The 15,366-nt window shown below is 60.0% G+C and carries 15 protein-coding genes; 9 read left to right on the top strand and 6 right to left on the bottom strand.

The annotated features are described in order from the left end of the window. Window positions 1-123: 123 nt before the first annotated feature. Window positions 124-597 (bottom strand): YchJ family protein, encoded by a 474-nt coding sequence (locus ACI2KB_RS16170; protein ID WP_404636185.1) that lies wholly within the window; start codon window positions 595-597, stop codon window positions 124-126. 10 nt (window positions 598-607) lie between these two features. Next, window positions 608-1,105, bottom strand: a complete 498-nt coding sequence (locus ACI2KB_RS16175; RefSeq protein WP_404636186.1) for a DUF6231 family protein — start codon at window positions 1,103-1,105, stop codon at window positions 608-610. Window positions 1,106-1,385: 280 nt separating this feature from the next. Between ACI2KB_RS16175 and ACI2KB_RS16180 the strand changes: the two genes are divergently transcribed. From ACI2KB_RS16180 to ACI2KB_RS16190, 3 genes are all read left to right on the top strand, one after another. After that, on the top strand, window positions 1,386-2,087 hold the full coding sequence (locus tag ACI2KB_RS16180; protein ID WP_404636187.1) for an OmpA family protein: 702 nt from the start codon (window positions 1,386-1,388) through the stop codon (window positions 2,085-2,087). A gap of 180 nt (window positions 2,088-2,267) precedes the next feature. Then, the gene (locus ACI2KB_RS16185) at window positions 2,268-2,543 is read left to right on the top strand and encodes a DUF1145 domain-containing protein (RefSeq protein ID WP_404636188.1); all 276 of its coding nucleotides are present in this window, start codon (window positions 2,268-2,270) and stop codon (window positions 2,541-2,543) included. A gap of 7 nt (window positions 2,544-2,550) precedes the next feature. Further along, window positions 2,551-3,309, top strand: coding sequence for a collagen-like protein (locus ACI2KB_RS16190; protein WP_404636267.1), 759 nt, complete (start codon window positions 2,551-2,553; stop codon window positions 3,307-3,309). Window positions 3,310-3,399: 90 nt separating this feature from the next. Here ACI2KB_RS16190 and ACI2KB_RS16195 read toward each other — a convergent pair whose 3' ends face one another. Further along, the gene (locus tag ACI2KB_RS16195) at window positions 3,400-3,864 is read right to left on the bottom strand and encodes a CopD family protein (protein ID WP_404636189.1); all 465 of its coding nucleotides are present in this window, start codon (window positions 3,862-3,864) and stop codon (window positions 3,400-3,402) included. 124 nt (window positions 3,865-3,988) lie between these two features. Here ACI2KB_RS16195 and dinG point away from each other — a divergent pair, with 124 nt between their 5' ends. From dinG to ACI2KB_RS16220, 5 genes are all read left to right on the top strand, one after another. Next, window positions 3,989-6,133, top strand: a complete 2,145-nt coding sequence (dinG, locus tag ACI2KB_RS16200; RefSeq protein ID WP_404636190.1) for an ATP-dependent DNA helicase DinG — start codon at window positions 3,989-3,991, stop codon at window positions 6,131-6,133. A gap of 244 nt (window positions 6,134-6,377) precedes the next feature. After that, window positions 6,378-7,526, top strand: coding sequence for a serine hydrolase domain-containing protein (locus ACI2KB_RS16205; RefSeq protein ID WP_404636191.1), 1,149 nt, complete (start codon window positions 6,378-6,380; stop codon window positions 7,524-7,526). Window positions 7,527-7,677: 151 nt separating this feature from the next. Next, complete coding sequence (locus ACI2KB_RS16210) at window positions 7,678-8,760, top strand: OmpA family protein (protein WP_404636192.1); 1,083 nt, start codon at window positions 7,678-7,680, stop codon at window positions 8,758-8,760. 48 nt (window positions 8,761-8,808) lie between these two features. Beyond that, a complete protein-coding gene (gene pdxH, locus ACI2KB_RS16215) occupies window positions 8,809-9,456 on the top strand; it encodes a pyridoxamine 5'-phosphate oxidase (RefSeq protein ID WP_404636193.1) in 648 nt (215 codons plus the stop codon). Window positions 9,457-9,638: 182 nt separating this feature from the next. After that, on the top strand, window positions 9,639-10,103 hold the full coding sequence (locus ACI2KB_RS16220; RefSeq protein WP_404636194.1) for a glycine zipper 2TM domain-containing protein: 465 nt from the start codon (window positions 9,639-9,641) through the stop codon (window positions 10,101-10,103). A 100-nt stretch (window positions 10,104-10,203) separates the two neighbouring features. Here ACI2KB_RS16220 and nhaA read toward each other — a convergent pair whose 3' ends face one another. The 3 genes from nhaA to ACI2KB_RS16235 all read right to left on the bottom strand — a co-directional run bounded on the left by nhaA (window position 10,204) and on the right by ACI2KB_RS16235 (window position 14,196). Continuing rightward, window positions 10,204-11,385 carry a Na+/H+ antiporter NhaA gene (nhaA, locus tag ACI2KB_RS16225; protein WP_404636195.1) on the bottom strand — a complete coding sequence of 394 codons (1,182 nt, stop codon included), beginning with the start codon at window positions 11,383-11,385 and terminating at the stop codon, window positions 10,204-10,206. A gap of 318 nt (window positions 11,386-11,703) precedes the next feature. Further along, on the bottom strand, window positions 11,704-13,317 hold the full coding sequence (locus ACI2KB_RS16230) for an NAD(P)/FAD-dependent oxidoreductase (RefSeq protein WP_404636196.1): 1,614 nt from the start codon (window positions 13,315-13,317) through the stop codon (window positions 11,704-11,706). A gap of 198 nt (window positions 13,318-13,515) precedes the next feature. Then, window positions 13,516-14,196 carry a COG3650 family protein gene (locus ACI2KB_RS16235; protein ID WP_404636197.1) on the bottom strand — a complete coding sequence of 227 codons (681 nt, stop codon included), beginning with the start codon at window positions 14,194-14,196 and terminating at the stop codon, window positions 13,516-13,518. 236 nt (window positions 14,197-14,432) lie between these two features. Here ACI2KB_RS16235 and ACI2KB_RS16240 point away from each other — a divergent pair, with 236 nt between their 5' ends. Further along, entirely contained in the window at window positions 14,433-15,341 is a 909-nt protein-coding gene (locus ACI2KB_RS16240; RefSeq protein WP_404636198.1) for a LysR family transcriptional regulator, read from the top strand. The last annotated feature ends 25 nt before the right edge of the window (window positions 15,342-15,366 follow it).

Raw genomic sequence — 15,366 nt, forward strand, 5'->3', positions numbered from 1 at the left:
TTTCGGTCAGGCGCCGTTTTTGTGGGAGCCAGTTTGCTGGCGAATGCATCGGTTCAGTTGACGATGGGCTGAATGACACATCGCATTTCGCCAGCAAGCCGGCTCCCACAAGGTAGGAGCCCATCAAGCCATATAGGCCGAACAGCACTTCTTGAATTTCAAATCACTGCCACACGGACACGCGTCGTTACGCCCGGCCTTGAGCTGTACGGTCGGGTCGATGAAGTACCAACGCCCGCCGTTCTGCACGAACGCAGAACGCTCGCGATGACTGTGCTCGCCACCCGCATCGTGCCAACGTGCGGTGAAGGTGACGAAGGCATGCTCCGGCTTGCCGCCCAGCAACTCCGCGCTTTCTACCTCAAGCCCGAGCCAAGTGCTTTGTGCGCTCCATTGGCTGATCGAATCGCGATCCAGGCCGCTTTTCTGAATGGGCAATGTGGTGTCCACCAGATAATCCACCAGTCCCAATACATAAGCGCTGTAGCGCGAGCGCATCAACGCTTCGGCGCACGGCGCAGGTGTGCCTGCGTGATAGCGGCCACAGCAGCCGTCGAGAAGATTGCCGCTGCCGCAGGGGCAAATTGCACTGCTCATGATGTCTGCCTCACCACCAGTACTTTCCGAAGTTCTCCGGGTTGGCCCAAAATTTCGCGTTCAGCCAGTCCGGCACCTGTTTGTATTCGCGCAGATCATAGGTGAACAGGGTCAGTACCTGTTCGTCCCGGGCAAAGCGTTCGCTGGCTTGCAGGGCCAGAGAATAGAAATCGGTGGTCTGCCAACCGCAGGCTTTAAGGTCGGCCAGTACCGCAATGCGGCTGGCATTGAGGTTGCGAATGCCGCCGAGTAATTCCAGGCCTGCGCGCTTGGGCATGTGTTCCAGGCAATCGACCACCAGCGCCAGATCAAAGCGTTGACCGGCCAGCTCACTGGGCAACGCCCCCGGCGCTGCTTGTGCCAGTTCCGTGTCCGGATGCGCCTCCTTGAAGGCTTGCAGTGCCGGAAAGCTGTCAGCGCCAATCAACAACAGACGCTTGGGCGCGTAGCGGTCGAGCAGCGCGGCCAGCGCCTGTTGCGGAGTGCGGGTGGAAAAACTGTCGGTCATTAGAATCCCTCGATCAAGCCCGCAAGGTTAGCGCGCCCAATCTTCATGGCCTAGCGGTTGTTTTTCTTTTCAGTATGAACAGCGTTTGGGGCTTGAACTTTTTCATTCGTCGCCATGACAAAGCGTACGGAGTGAAGGCAAAAGGCTATTTGTAAAAGAACAAGCCTCCAAGAGCGCTGAAAAAACCACCAAACCCCCGGTTTTCGGGTGGCAAATGGCCCCAGCGGCGTCTTTACTGCATTTCAGTCGGGTTTAGCCGATACCAAAGGAGAAGAACTGTATGAGCATGATTCGGACAGCGTTACCTCTGATTTTGGTTACCAGTGTATTGACGGGCTGTGCCGGCTTGCAAAAGACCGACTGGCCTCTGTGTGCTGCGGGCGGTGCGCTCGCGGGTGGCGCGGTAGGAGCGTTTCAGTCGGCGTCCGTAGCGGCGGGCTTCGGTGCGGCAGTGGGCGTGATGGCGGGCGCTTATTGCTGGGCGCACGGGGATGGCGACGATGATGGCGATGGCGTTCTGAACAGCGTCGACAAGTGTCCGAACACGCCCAAGGGCACGCCTGTGGATGCGACCGGTTGCCCGATCGTGACGCCTGCGCCTGAGCCGGTTGCCGCGCCTGTGGTTCAACCGAAAGAAGAAATCATCACCATCCGTGACGTGCACTTCGAATTCAACAAGGCCACCCTGACCCCGGCTGACAAACATCAACTGGATGCCGTGGCGACCAAGCTGAAAACCGAAGCGCCTAACGTTCAACTGCATGTCAGCGGCCACACCGACAGTGTGGGCAGCGATGCCTACAACCAGAAACTGTCGGAAAAACGTGCGCATTCGGTCACGGATTACCTGGTCAGCGCAGGCATTGCGCGCAGCGCGTTCGTGTCGGTCGAAGGCGATGGCGAAAGCCGTCCTGTAGCGGACAACAAAACCGCTGAAGGCCGTGCGCTGAACCGTCGTGTCGAGATCAAGATCAACCGCTGATCCTTCGCTGCGCGTCACTGAAAACCCCGACCTGTGCGTCGGGGTTTTCTTTTTGTCAGGCCCGAAAAATGGAGAGATGGACGCAATTGTTCACAACCTCTGGCATAGTCACCTCCGTCACCGTTCTGTGCGAATCGCTTTCATTTCTCGCACAGCCATAAAAAACAGCAGGGGCGTGTCATGAGGTTGTTTTGGGGGTTGGGGAAAATCTTGACGTTGGGATTTTGGGCCGTGGTGCTGATCAATCAAGCCGCCGTGTTGCCGATTCCCTTCGATATGCTGATCAAGCTGGCCGGTTGTCTGTTGCTGCTGACCCATCTGATGGAACTGTTCCTGTTCAACGGTAGCCTGCGGGGGCGCTCGCACCCCTGGTTCGACCGCCTGCAAATTCTGGTTTTCGGCATTTTTCACCTGCAATCATTCGGTCGCCATCAGGCGGAGGTTCAGCATGCGTAACGCGTTGATGATGACGGCAGGCCTGCTGTCGGCCCTGAGCAGTTCACTGGTGATGGCGCAGACCATTTCGGTGGAGCCGCACTCGTTGATGCGCCTGCCGAGCAACGCCAGCACACTGCAACTGGATCGTCTGGAAGTGGCGGATTACGGCACGTTGCTAGTTCCTGCAGGGTTGACCGAAGTGCAGGTTGGCCAATTGGTGATGGGCCATGAGTCGCGTATTGCCATCGTGCCGAGTGCTGAGCCATTCAAATTGCAGGTTCGCCAGGGCGAGCTGGGCAGTGGTTCGCAGATCACCGCTCGCGGGGCGCCGGGTACCTTCGAGAAAGCGCCGTTACCGGGGCGAAATCTGAACGTGCGAATTGAACAGTTGAATGCCGACGTGCTGTCCATCGACGCGCGCGGGGGCGCAGGTTCGCCCGGTTATGTCGGCCTCGACGGCGGTAATGGTAAGGACCCAGGCTGCACGTGGGGGGCGGCGAGCCGCGGGTTCGATGGCGATAACGGCGGCAACGGCCATGAAGGTGCGGCGGGGGCTTTGGTGCGTCTGGAACTGCCGCAATCGTTTCCGGATGAGCGGGTGAAGGTCAACGTACAGGGCGGCTCCGGTGGTGTGGGCGGTGAGGGCGGTCGTGGCGGCAAGGGCGGCGCGTCCAAGGGGTGCCTGATCTACCGCGCCGATGGCGCCACGTCCGGAAAAAATGGCGAGAAAGGCCAGAGCGGCGCGGTCGGGCCAGCGGGTTCTGTGAGCGTTCGCAAGCTGTAAATGCATTGTCTGTAGTAGCGCGCTTGCCCGCGAAGCAATTTGTCTGTGACACCGCAATCGCGGGCAAGCGCGCTCCTACAGGTTACTCACTCAAAACGACGGCCGAGCCGCTGCGATGGCCACCACGGCAATCCCGATCAGCAAGTTAATCCCTACCAGCCTGCGAATCCCGCCCAGCGCAGCAGCACCTTCGGCCCACTGCTCTGCGTCCACGGCCTTGCGCAGCTGTGGCAGGTTCAGCGTTGAAACTCTCAGGAACAGCGCTGTCATCACCACATACAACCCGATCATCACCTGCACGTAACGCGGCGCCGTCTGAAATCCGCTGAAGTTGATGTTGATGATGCCGATCCCGGTCACCGGCAGCATGATCACCGCGCACCAGACCCAGACAAAAAAGCGCGGAAACACTTGCAGCCACAGCTTCAGGCGTGCCGGACCTTCGAGGGCGGCGATGACCGCCGGTCGCAGAATCATCCAGGCGAAAAACATCCCGCCGACCCAGAGAACCGCAGAAAACACATGCAAGACGTAGACAAAGGCTACAGGTGACATCGACAACTCCGATCTGCGAAGAAAGCATTAGCGCGGTATGATAGCCGCCCGCTGCAACCACTGATAATTTATCCAGCGGTTTTTTCATCTGTAACCGTGTGACGCCGAGCCAACGACCCAGCCCATGATCAGCACCGAACTCAAAACCCAGATTCAGGGCGCCTATTCGCGTTTCCTCGAAGCCAAGAGCCTCAAGCCTCGCTATGGCCAGCGTTTGATGATCGCAGAGGTGGCCAAGGTGCTGGGCGCGGTGGACACCGATGAAGAGGGTCGCCGTTCGGGCGATCCGGCCGTGGTGGCGGTCGAGGCGGGCACCGGTACGGGCAAGACTGTCGCCTACGCGATTGCGTCGATTCCGACCGCCAAAGCGGCAGGAAAACGGTTGGTGATAGCCACCGCCACCGTCGCGCTACAGGAGCAGATTGTCCATAAAGACCTGCCTGACCTGATGCGCAACAGCGGGCTCAATTTCTCGTTCGCCCTGGCCAAGGGGCGGGGCCGTTACATGTGCCTGTCCAAGCTGGACGTGTTGCTGCAAGAGGGCAACGCCCAAAGCGCAACCGCACAGCTTTTCGAGGAAGAAGGCTTCAAGATCGAAGTCGATGAGGCCAGTCAGAAGCTGTTCACCAGCATGATCGAAAAACTGGCGGGCAATAAATGGGATGGCGACCGTGATAGCTGGCCCCAAGAGCTGGCCGATCAGGACTGGGCGCGATTGACCACCGACCACAGCCAGTGCACCAACCGGCACTGTCCGAACTTTCAGCAGTGTGCGTTCTATAAAGCCCGAGAAGGCATGGGAAAAGTCGACGTCATCGTCACTAACCACGACATGGTGCTGGCGGACCTGGCCTTGGGCGGCGGCGCTGTCCTGCCCGATCCCCGTGACACATTGTATGTGTTCGACGAAGGCCACCATTTGCCCGACAAGGCGATCGGCCATTTCGCCCATTTCAGCCGCCTGCGTTCCACGGCGGACTGGCTGGAACAGACGGCGAAAAACCTCACCAAATTACTGGCCCAGCACCCGCTGCCGGGGGATCTGGGCAAGCTGATCGAACAGGTGCCGGAGCTGGCTCGTGAGATCAAGACCCACCAGCAATTCATGTTCACGGCCTGCGAGCAAATCGCCGACTTCAAGGCCGGTGAGGACATGGAAGGCCGCGAGCGCCCGCGCCATCGCTTCGTCGGTGGTGTGATTCCCGAGCACATGCGTGAAATGGGCATTGAGTTGAAGAAAGGCTTTGCCCGTCTCGACGACCTGTTCACCCGGCTGACCGAATTGCTCAAGGAAGGCATGGATGGCGAAGTGAACATCGGTATCGCCAGCCATCAGGCTGAAGAGTGGTATCCGCTTTTTGGCAGCCTGCTGGCCCGTGCCCACGGTAACTGGGAGCTGTGGACCGCGTTCACCGCCGAAGACCCGGAAAACAGCCCGCCCATGGCGCGCTGGCTGACCCTCGCCGAAAGCGGTTCCCTGTTCGACATCGAGGTCAATGCCAGCCCGATCCTGGCTGCCGAAATGTTGCGGCGCAACCTGTGGAACGTGGCCTACGGGGCGCTGGTGACTTCGGCGACGCTCACAGCACTGGGTAAGTTCGACCGTTTCCGCATGCGCGCCGGTCTGCCCAAGGACGCTGTCACCGCCGTGGTGCCAAGTCCGTTTCATCACGCCGATGCGGGTGTGCTGCGGGTGCCGGACCTCAAGGCCGACCCTCGCAATGCGGCGGAACACACGGCAGCGATCATTCGCGAACTGCCTGATCTGGTCGAAGGCTCCAAAGGCACGCTGGTGCTGTTCTCGTCGCGCAAACAGATGCAAGAGGTCTTCGACGGCCTGGAGCGGGACTGGCGCAAACGGGTGTTCATTCAGGGCAATCTGTCCAAGCAGGAAACCCTGAACAAGCACAAGGCCCGTGTCGATGGCGGGGATGAAAGCGTGCTGTTCGGCCTCGCCAGCTTCGCCGAAGGCGTCGACTTGCCGGGTGATTACTGCGAGCACGTGGTCATCGCCAAAATCCCGTTCGCGGTGCCGGATGATCCCGTAGAAGCGGCATTGGCCGAGTGGATCGAGGCGCGGGGTGGCAATCCGTTCATGGAAATTGCCGTGCCCGACGCGTCGTTGCGCTTGATTCAGGCGTGTGGTCGTCTGCTGAGAACCGAGAAGGATCGGGGCATCATCACGCTGCTGGACCGGCGTGTGGTCACCCAACGCTATGGCAAGGCGATTCTCAACGCGTTGCCACCGTTTCGTCGTGAGATTTCCTGAGGTAGTTGCGCCGTTTTTTTGTGATCTGGCGCCTGACCTGTGGGAGCCGGCTTGCTGGCGAACGAAGTACATCAAACACACATTTGCTGACTGACACGCTGCATTCGCCAGCAAGCCGGCTCCCACATGGAACACTTGGCCAGTACTTGCACATCCAAGGAACTATAGTGACCCGTTCCCAAACCCCCCAATCGCTGAAACAATGCACGCCATTTTGTGCAGCCCCGGCCCGGAGAGCTTAACCGTGCAGATTCAAGGTCATTTCGAGCTTCAATTCGAAGCCGTGCGCGAAGCGTTCGCAGCGTTGTTCGATGATCCACAGGAACGGGGCGCGGCGCTGTGCGTACAGGTCGGCGGCGAAACGGTGCTCGACCTCTGGGCAGGCACTGCCGACAAGGACGGTGCCGAGGTTTGGCACAGCGATACCATCGCCAACCTGTTCTCCTGCACCAAGACCTTCACTGCCGTCGCCGCCCTGCAAATGGTCGGTGAGGGCAAGCTGGACCTCGATCAGCCTGTGTCGCGTCTCTGGCCGGAATTCGCGGCTGCCGGAAAGCAATCCATCACCTTGCGTCAACTGCTTTGCCATCAGGCCGGCCTGCCTGCCATTCGTGACATGCTCCCTGCCGAGGCACTGTATGACTGGCAGGCGATGACCAATGCACTGGCCGCCGAAGAACCGTGGTGGACGCCGGGCCAAGGCCATGGTTACGCAGCCATTACCTATGGCTGGCTGGTAGGTGAAGTGATTCGGCGTGCCGATGGGCGCGGACCGGGTGAGTCCATCGCGGCGCGTATCTCCCGTCCTCTTGGCCTGGATTTTCATGTCGGTCTGCCGGATGAAGCGTTTCACCGTGTCGCTCATATCGCACGCGGCAAGGGCAATACGGGCGATGACGCGGCTCAGCGTCTGCTGCAGACCACGATGCGTGAACCCTCATCGATGACGGCTCGGGCGTTCACCAACCCGCCGTCCATCATGACCAGCACCAACAAACCCGAATGGCGGCGCATGCAACAGCCGGCCGCCAATGGTCATGGCAATGCTCGCAGTCTGGCCGGTTTCTACAGCGCCTTGCTCGATGGGAGCCTGCTGGATGCCGAGTTGGTCAACGAACTGACCCGCGAACACAGCGTGGGTCAGGACAAGACCTTGCTGACCCAGACTCGTTTCGGTTTGGGCTGCATGCTCGATCAGCCCTCAGTGCCGAATGCCACGTTCGGGCTGGGCGGGAAATCCTTTGGCCACCCAGGTGCGGGCGGGTCGGTGGGGTTTGCCGATCCGGAGCGTGATGTGGCCTTTGGCTTCGTGACCAACACCTTGGGCCCGTACGTGTTGATGGACCCCCGTGCACAAGGTCTAGTCCGGGTCCTTGGTGAGTGTTTGCAATAACTATCGCCGATAAGTGCTTGTTCTACCGACTGTCAGGTAAACCGCCCATATGGGAACCGTAGGGCGGTTTCCTTTTCCAACTCAGCGTTTAACCGTGTTATATGGGCGCTGCTTCGTTCATTTTCTGATCAATTATTTGTGTGGGTCACCCATGTCTGCCAACAAAAGCCTCGCATTTGCCCTTTGCCTTGCCGTTACTGGCTGTGCGCAAACTCCTCAGGATCAATCGGCCAGCAACGATCACTGGTGGTCGTTTGGCTCAGGTAAAAACGCAGATGCCGCTGCGCCAGTAAAACCGGCTGCCAATCCTGCGGCGGCCGAAGTGGCGAAGACAGAAGCCGAGAGCGGCACGCACTGGTACTGGCCGTTCGGTTCCGACCATGGCGCCACCGAGAAAAAACCTGAGCTGGCCGCGACTCAGCCTGCCGCCAAGCCTGAAGTGGCCAAGGCCGACGATGGCAGCAAATGGTGGTGGCCGTTCGGGGGCAGCGATGCCAAGAAAGATGCCACGCCAGCCGTGCCAAAGGTCGACCCTAAAGTGACCCAGGCCTGGCTTGACCAGTACGAGCCGAAGGTGCGTGAAGCGATCAAGGACAGCAAATTTCAGTTCGAGCGCCGTGAAGATGTGCTGGTCGTGACCGCGCCGGTGGACAGCACCTTCAACCCGGATCGTCCGGAAATGCTGCTGCCGATCAATCTCGGCCCGATCACTCGCATGGCCAAGGTGGTCGAAGGCGATCAGAAAACTGCAATTCTGGTGCTCGGCCACGCCGACGTCGCCAGCGAAGCCAACACCAAAATCAGCCAGCAGCGCGCCCAGTCCGTGGCGGCAATCTTCCGTCTGAGTGGTCTTGAGCGTAACCGTCTGAACCTGCGTGGCATGGGCGCCGTGATGCCGCGTGCCGCCGATGACAGCGCTGCTGGCCGCGCGCTGAACCGTCGTGTGGAAATCATCATGACGCCACAGGACACCATGGTCGCGCTGATGGCCAAGTACAACCTGCCGCCTGCGCCGACCCTGGTTGCCGTTCAGCAGGCCAAACCTGCCGTGGCGCCAGCGCCTGCTGCTGCCCCTGCCAAGGCCGCCACACCCGCCAAGAAAGCCGCGCCTGCCAAAGCCACCACCGCCAAGAAGGCTCCGGTGAAGAAAGCTGCGCCAACCAAGGCCAAGGCTGCTCCGGCGAAGGCTGCCGCCAAGAAACCTGCTTCCGACGCACAGGCCAGCGCCAACTGAGGGTAATATCGTCATCCCGTTCACGGATTTCGATAAAGGAAGGCAGTGATGAGCCAGCGTCTGGCTGATATGCGTCGTAACTACGCCCGCGAAGGTTTGACCGAATCGCAGGCACCGGAAGAACCTTTCTCGTTGTTCCAGCAATGGTTCGACGAAGCGGTGAAAACCGAACAGGCGCCGGTCGAGGCCAATGCCATGACCCTGGCGACCGTCGATGCAGACGGTCGCCCTCACTGCCGGGTCCTGCTGCTCAAGGGCCTCGACGCTCAGGGCTTCACCTTCTTCAGCAACTACCAGAGCGCCAAGGGCCAGCAGTTGACGGCCCGGCCATTTGCCGCGATGACGTTCTTCTGGCCGACGCTTGAGCGCCAGGTGCGCATCGAAGGCCAGGTCGCCAAGGTCTCCCATGAAGAATCCGATGCGTACTTCCAGGTGCGCCCGTTGGGCAGTCGTCTGGGCGCATGGGCATCGCCACAGAGTCGCGTGATTGCGGATCGTGAAGAGCTTGAGGGCTTGCTCAAGGCCACCGAGGCGCGTTTCATGGACATCCAGCCCGAATGCCCGGATCACTGGGGCGGCTATCGCCTGGTGCCGGATCGCATCGAATTCTGGCAGGGGCGGCCCAGCCGACTGCATGACCGTCTGAATTATCGTCTGATCGACGGGCAATGGACTCGCGAGCGGCTGGCGCCCTGACGACAGCTCGGCGGCGCAAATGCGAATTCTTTGAATCTATCGCAGGGTCAATCGTCCATACTCGTAGACGCCGGTGGCTTTCTGTATAGCCCCTGAATGAACGTAAATTATCGGTACAGGACCGTGACATCGATTGGCGTCGCGGAGTCTAATGGCTACCTGTTCCTCTGGAGGCAAATGTTATGCGTAAGTCTGTTCTGTTGGTCGCTTCGTTCACCGCCATGGCGCTGACGCTGGGCGGCTGTACTTCGAGCCTGACTGGCGACTCGTATTCCCGTGAAGAAGCTCGCCAAGTGCAGACTGTGCGCCTGGGTACGATTGAATCGCTGCGTCCTGTGAAGATTGAAGGCACCAAGACCCCGATCGGTGCGGGCGCCGGTGCAATCGTGGGTGGTGTGGGGGGGAGTGCCATCGGCGGCGGTCGCGGCAGTATCGTGACGGCCGTGATCGGTGCAGTGGCCGGCGGCCTGCTGGGCTCCATGACCGAGGAAGGCCTGACCCGTACTCAAGGCGTTGAAATCACCGTACGTGAAGACGACGGCACCATGCGCGCCTATGTGCAGCAGGTTCAGGAGAACGAAATTTTCCGTATCGGTGAGCGTGTGCGCATCATGACGGTCAATGGCACCAGCCGCGTCAGCCACTGATGCACCTTGTGGCGAGCACGATGTGACACGTGCTGCTCTTGCCGCACCCAATGCAAAACGCCCCGTTTGTTCGGGGCGTTTTTGCATCTGGCTTCAGAGATTATGGCGTTTGCGGTTTGCGGCTGGCCATCGCGGTGATGCCATAGCCGATCAGCGCAGCAGCGATGGAGCCGGTCAGGATGCCCATGCGGTCCATGCCCGCGAATGTGCTTTCTCCGGGTACGAAGGCCAGAGAACCGACGAACAGGCTCATCGTGAAACCGATGCCACACAGGACTGACACGCCCAGCACCTGCCCCCAGTTGGCGCCAGTGGGCAGTGCCGCGAGTCCGGCTTTGATCGCCAGCCAGGTCAGGCCAAACACGCCGATCGTCTTGCCCAGCAGCAGTCCCAAGGCAATGCCCATGGGAACGTGATGGGTGAAGCTGTCTATCGTTATCCCGCTCAACGACACACCGGCGTTGGCAAAGGCGAACAGCGGCAGGATGCCGTAGGCGACCCAGGGGTGCAGGGCATGCTCCAGTGTTTGCAAAGGCGAGGGCGAGTCTCGGGCGGTTTTCAGTGGAATACAGAACGCCAGAATGACCCCTGCCAGGGTGGCGTGGACGCCGCTTTTGAGCACGCACACCCACAACGCCAGGCCGACCAGCAGATAGGGCGCAAGCCGGACGACACCGAGCCGGTTCATGACGATGAGCGCTGCAATCGATGCTGCTGCGATGCTCAATGACAGGGTGGATAGCTCGCCGGAGTAGAACAGGGCGATGACGATGATCGCGCCCAAATCGTCGATGATCGCCAGCGTCATCAGAAACAGCTTGAGGGACACGGGAACACGCTTGCCCAGCAACGCCAGTACGCCCAGGGCGAACGCAATGTCGGTGGCCATGGGGATTGCCCAGCCACTCATGGCGGCTGGGTTGTCTTTGTTCAAGGCCCAGAAAAACAGCGCGGGTACCACCATGCCGCCCATTGCCGCTGCGCCGGGCAGAACGACCTGTGAAGGCCGTGACAAATGCCCCTGAACGACCTCGCGTTTCACTTCCAGGCCGATGAGCAGAAAGAACAACGCCATCAAGCCATCGTTGATCCACAGCAGCAGAGGTTTGGCGATCTTCAACGCGCCGATCTGAGCCACCACGGGCACGTCGAGCAGGCCGTTATACAGCCAGGAAAGGGGGGAGTTGTTGATCAGCAGGGCCAGCGCGGCGGCTGCAATCAGCAACAGACCGCCAGCCGCCTCTAGCTGGAAAAAACGTTTGAATGTATTGCGTACAGGCAAGGGCACTCTCCATGGACATGCGCACAGGGAGCGACACCGTACCGTGTGTTCTTATTGCTGAAAACAAAAGTTATATACGATTTGGTTATGAAAAACCTGTATACAACCTATCTATTTTCTTAGTTACAAAATGCTGCGGGGCTTGTTCTGCGCGGCTTGTAGGACGTTTCAGAGATTTGCGGTGTGGAAGCTGGCCGGGCGTCTCCCACAGTGATCGCGTTTTCGCCAGCAAGCCGACACAGGTTCATCCTCTGACTCAAGATGTGAGTTCGGCACGATCGTTGTGGGAGCCGCCTTGGTGGCGAATGCGTCGTCAGGCTATTGCTCGATCCCCAGAATGCTCCGCGCCACGGCTTCTGCAATCCTGATCCCGTCGACACCTGCTGACATGATCCCCCCTGCATAGCCCGCGCCTTCGCCAGCCGGGAACAGGCCTTTGACGTTCAGGCTCTGCATGTCTGCCCCACGGGTGATGCGCAGTGGCGACGAGGTGCGGGTTTCGATGCCGGTGAGCACGGCGTCGTGCAGCGAAAAGCCTTTGATCTGCTTGTCGAACGCGGGTAAGGCTTCGCGGATCGCCTCAATGGCAAACGCAGGCAATGCATCGGCCAAGTCGGTGAGTTTGACGCCGGGTTTGTAGGACGGCTCCACTTCACCCAACTGAGTCGACGCTTTACCGGCGATGAAATCACCCACCAATTGGGCGGGCGCTTCGTAGTTCTCGCCGCCCATGATGTAGGCATGGGATTCCAGACGTTCTTGCAGCTCGATGCCAGCCAGCGGGCTGCCCGGATAGTCTTCTTCAGGGGTGATGCCGACCACGATGCCGGAGTTGGCGTTGCGCTCGTTGCGCGAGTACTGGCTCATGCCGTTGGTGACCACGCGATTCGGTTCCGACGTCGCGGCCACCACCGTGCCTCCCGGGCACATGCAGAAGCTGTAGACGGAGCGGCCATTCTTCGCGTGGTGCACCAGTTTGTAATCAGCGGCGCCGAGTTTCGGATGCCCGGCGTATTTGCCCAGTCGCGCTCGGTCAATCAGACCCTGTGGGTGCTCGATACGGAACCCCACCGAAAAGGGTTTGGCTTCCATGTAGACGCCACGGCCGTGCAGCATGCGGAAAGTGTCGCGCGCACTGTGGCCCAGCGCCAGAATGACGTGCTTCGAATCGATGCGTTCACCGCTGTCGAGCACTACACCGTGTAACTGGCCATCGTCGACCAGCACGTCAGTGACTTTCTGCTGGAAGCGCACCTCGCCGCCCAGGGCGATGATCTGCTGGCGCATGTTTTCCACGACGCCAGTCAGACGGAAGGTGCCGATGTGCGGCTTGCTGACGTAGAGGATCTCCTCCGGCGCGCCCGCTTTGACGAATTCGTGCAGGACTTTGCGCCCGTGGAATTTCGGGTCTTTGATCTGGCTGTAGAGTTTGCCGTCGGAGAAGGTGCCCGCGCCCCCTTCGCCGAACTGCACGTTGGATTCGGGGTTGAGCACGCTTTTGCGCCACAGGCCCCAGGTGTCCTTGGTGCGCTGGCGCACTTCCTTGCCACGCTCCAGGATGATGGGCTTGAAGCCCATCTGGGCCAGCAACAGGCCCGCAAAAATGCCGCACGGGCCGAAACCGACCACCAGAGGACGCTCGCTCAAACCCGCAGGTGCCTGGCCGACGACTTTGTAGCTGACATCCGGCGCCGGTCCGATGTGCTTGTCATGGCTCAGGCGCTTGAGCAGCGCCGCCTCATTACGCACTTCGAAATCGAGGGTGTAGATGAATTGCAGTTCGGTGGATTTCTTGCGCGCGTCGTAGCTGCGCTTGAACAGGGTGAAATCCAGCAGCTCGGCACTGTCGATGCCCAAGCGTTGCAGCAGCGCAGGGCGTAGCTCGTCGTCCGCGTGGTCCAGCGGCAGTTTGAGTTCGGTGATTCGTAACATGAAAAGATCCGGTTTCGGGCCGCAGGATCGGCCCGGCAGCACTACAAGAACCGGCGATTATAAGCCAGAACGGCGCTTGACGCTGATGATCTGTGGGAGCCGCCTTGGTGAGGAATGCGTCGGATCAGCCGAGTACGATGTTGACCCCATGCACCGCTTTCGCCACCAAGGCGGCTCCCACAAGGTTGTTTGGGGATTTCAATCGTTACGCAGCGCGCCGAAATACGCACATCCACGCTGCACCTGGCCATTGACCCGCAGCTCGGCAGTCAGGTGCTGCACTGCGCCAGTGGCCGGATCGACACAGCGCTGAGGCGCGACGTACAACTCGACGTGCTGGTCGTTGGCATCGGTAATCAGGTTGAAGCGGCCTTCAGGCATCTGTTCTTCCATGTAAGGCACGGCGAACGGCTCCATGCCCTCACGCTCCAGCACCAGACCCTTGCCGCTGGCGTTCAGATTCCATTTGGGACCATTGCCGCTGGCGTGGATGGTCAGGCGCTTGAAATTGGGGTCTTCGCAGGCACCACTCGGGCGCTCGACGCGATAGAGCTGAAACACGTCGGCCTGACCGTCGCTTCCCTGTGCCCGACTCGCAACGAAGTTGCCTCGAACGTCCGCGAACGCCTTGTTGCTTTTGTCCACCACGGAGGCGGCTTCCTGAAGAATACCGGTGTTGCCCCTATCCGTGACGGCGTAGCGACGTTGTTCGTTGCACGGCTCGAAGAACAGCTTGCCGCCATCACCTGTCAGGATGCCTTGCATGCGGATCATGCCCGCCGTTGACACCTTGTCGTCACTGGAGTGCACAGGCAAAAACTGGCAACCGGCGAAAAGAGGCAACAGGGCGAACATCACGACAGAACGAGCAGCAAACATGAGCGATCTCCAGACAAGAGCCGTCACGTTACTCAGGCTGGTCGCGCATCACAAGCGCTGATTGCCCTCCTGCGGAATGTGTCTTGTCTGTAGGTTGTTTCCGATGCGCTTGTAACGAAATCCCCTATAAAAAGGCGTCTCCCTAAAGCACCTATCCGTTCGAGGAGTTTGCGGATCGAAGCACCCTCACTACCATCGCCGCTTTCACGGGGCAGTTGGGCGGAAGGGAAGCGGTCATGAGCGAAATGGACGATCTGGCGGCGTTTGCAATGCTGATCGAGGCCAACAGTTTCACGCTGGCGGCGCAATGGCTGGACGTCAGTACCAGCCAGCTCTCCAAACGCATCAGCAAACTGGAAAGCAATTTCGGAGCGAGGCTGCTCCATCGCACGACCCGCACACTGTCGTTGACGCCAGCAGGGGCCGTCTTGTTGCCCGAGGCGCGGGCGTTGCTGGCGCAGCGCGACCGTGTGCGTGACGCCATGGCGTGTTTGAGCGAACGGCTGACAGGCACCGTCCGACTGAGCGTGCCGGTGGTCATGGGGGATACGTTGTTCGAGGCGATACAGACGGAGTTTTCGCCGCAATATCCCGATGTCCACGTAGAGCTGGAGCTGAACGAGGCCTTTCGTGACTTGCGGCGGGATGGTTTCGATCTGGGCATCCGTTCGAGCATTGGGGTCAATGAGCGGCTCACTGCACATCCGTTGTTTGCCCTGCAAACGCTGACCTGCGCCAGTCCCGAATACCTCGCCCAGCACGGCAAGCCGCAAACGCCGGACGCACTGCGCGTGCATCGCTGCCTGTCGAGCAGCCATCGAGACCCACATGAAATCTGGACCTATCACTGCAATCAGGAAGTCAGTCGCGTGGGTATCCGAGGCGCTTTTTCCAGCAATCATCCTGGTTTGCTGAAGCGGGCTGTGTTGATGGGGCAGGGCATTGCGAGGTTGCCGTCTTGCCTTGTGTATAACGAAATCGTCGACGGTCGGATGGCGTGGTTGCTGCGCGAGTACCAGACGCCCGTGTCATCGTTGTTTCTGGTGCATGGATTTGACCAGCATCTGCCGAGGCGCGTGAAGGTCATGGCGGAGTTTTTGACGGCGTGGTTCGACACCTGCCGAAACAGGCTGGAAACGCTTTGAGTACCAAATAGCAAAACGGCCCCAT

The organism is Pseudomonas sp. NPDC088444, from assembly GCF_044900175.1.
Lineage (GTDB): Bacteria > Pseudomonadota > Gammaproteobacteria > Pseudomonadales > Pseudomonadaceae > Aquipseudomonas.

Coding starts and splice junctions, on each gene's coding strand:
- dinG (WP_404636190.1), top strand. CDS start 3,989: ATGATCAGCACCGAACTCAAAACCCAGATTCAGGGCGCCTATTCGCGT.
- ACI2KB_RS16190 (WP_404636267.1), top strand. CDS start 2,551: ATGATGACGGCAGGCCTGCTGTCGGCCCTGAGCAGTTCACTGGTGATG.
- ACI2KB_RS16240 (WP_404636198.1), top strand. CDS start 14,433: ATGAGCGAAATGGACGATCTGGCGGCGTTTGCAATGCTGATCGAGGCC.
- pdxH (WP_404636193.1), top strand. CDS start 8,809: ATGAGCCAGCGTCTGGCTGATATGCGTCGTAACTACGCCCGCGAAGGT.
- ACI2KB_RS16195 (WP_404636189.1), bottom strand. CDS start 3,864: ATGTCACCTGTAGCCTTTGTCTACGTCTTGCATGTGTTTTCTGCGGTT.
- ACI2KB_RS16220 (WP_404636194.1), top strand. CDS start 9,639: ATGCGTAAGTCTGTTCTGTTGGTCGCTTCGTTCACCGCCATGGCGCTG.
- ACI2KB_RS16185 (WP_404636188.1), top strand. CDS start 2,268: ATGAGGTTGTTTTGGGGGTTGGGGAAAATCTTGACGTTGGGATTTTGG.
- ACI2KB_RS16180 (WP_404636187.1), top strand. CDS start 1,386: ATGAGCATGATTCGGACAGCGTTACCTCTGATTTTGGTTACCAGTGTA.
- ACI2KB_RS16175 (WP_404636186.1), bottom strand. CDS start 1,105: ATGACCGACAGTTTTTCCACCCGCACTCCGCAACAGGCGCTGGCCGCG.
- ACI2KB_RS16235 (WP_404636197.1), bottom strand. CDS start 14,196: ATGTTTGCTGCTCGTTCTGTCGTGATGTTCGCCCTGTTGCCTCTTTTC.
- ACI2KB_RS16230 (WP_404636196.1), bottom strand. CDS start 13,317: ATGTTACGAATCACCGAACTCAAACTGCCGCTGGACCACGCGGACGAC.
- ACI2KB_RS16210 (WP_404636192.1), top strand. CDS start 7,678: ATGTCTGCCAACAAAAGCCTCGCATTTGCCCTTTGCCTTGCCGTTACT.
- ACI2KB_RS16170 (WP_404636185.1), bottom strand. CDS start 597: ATGAGCAGTGCAATTTGCCCCTGCGGCAGCGGCAATCTTCTCGACGGC.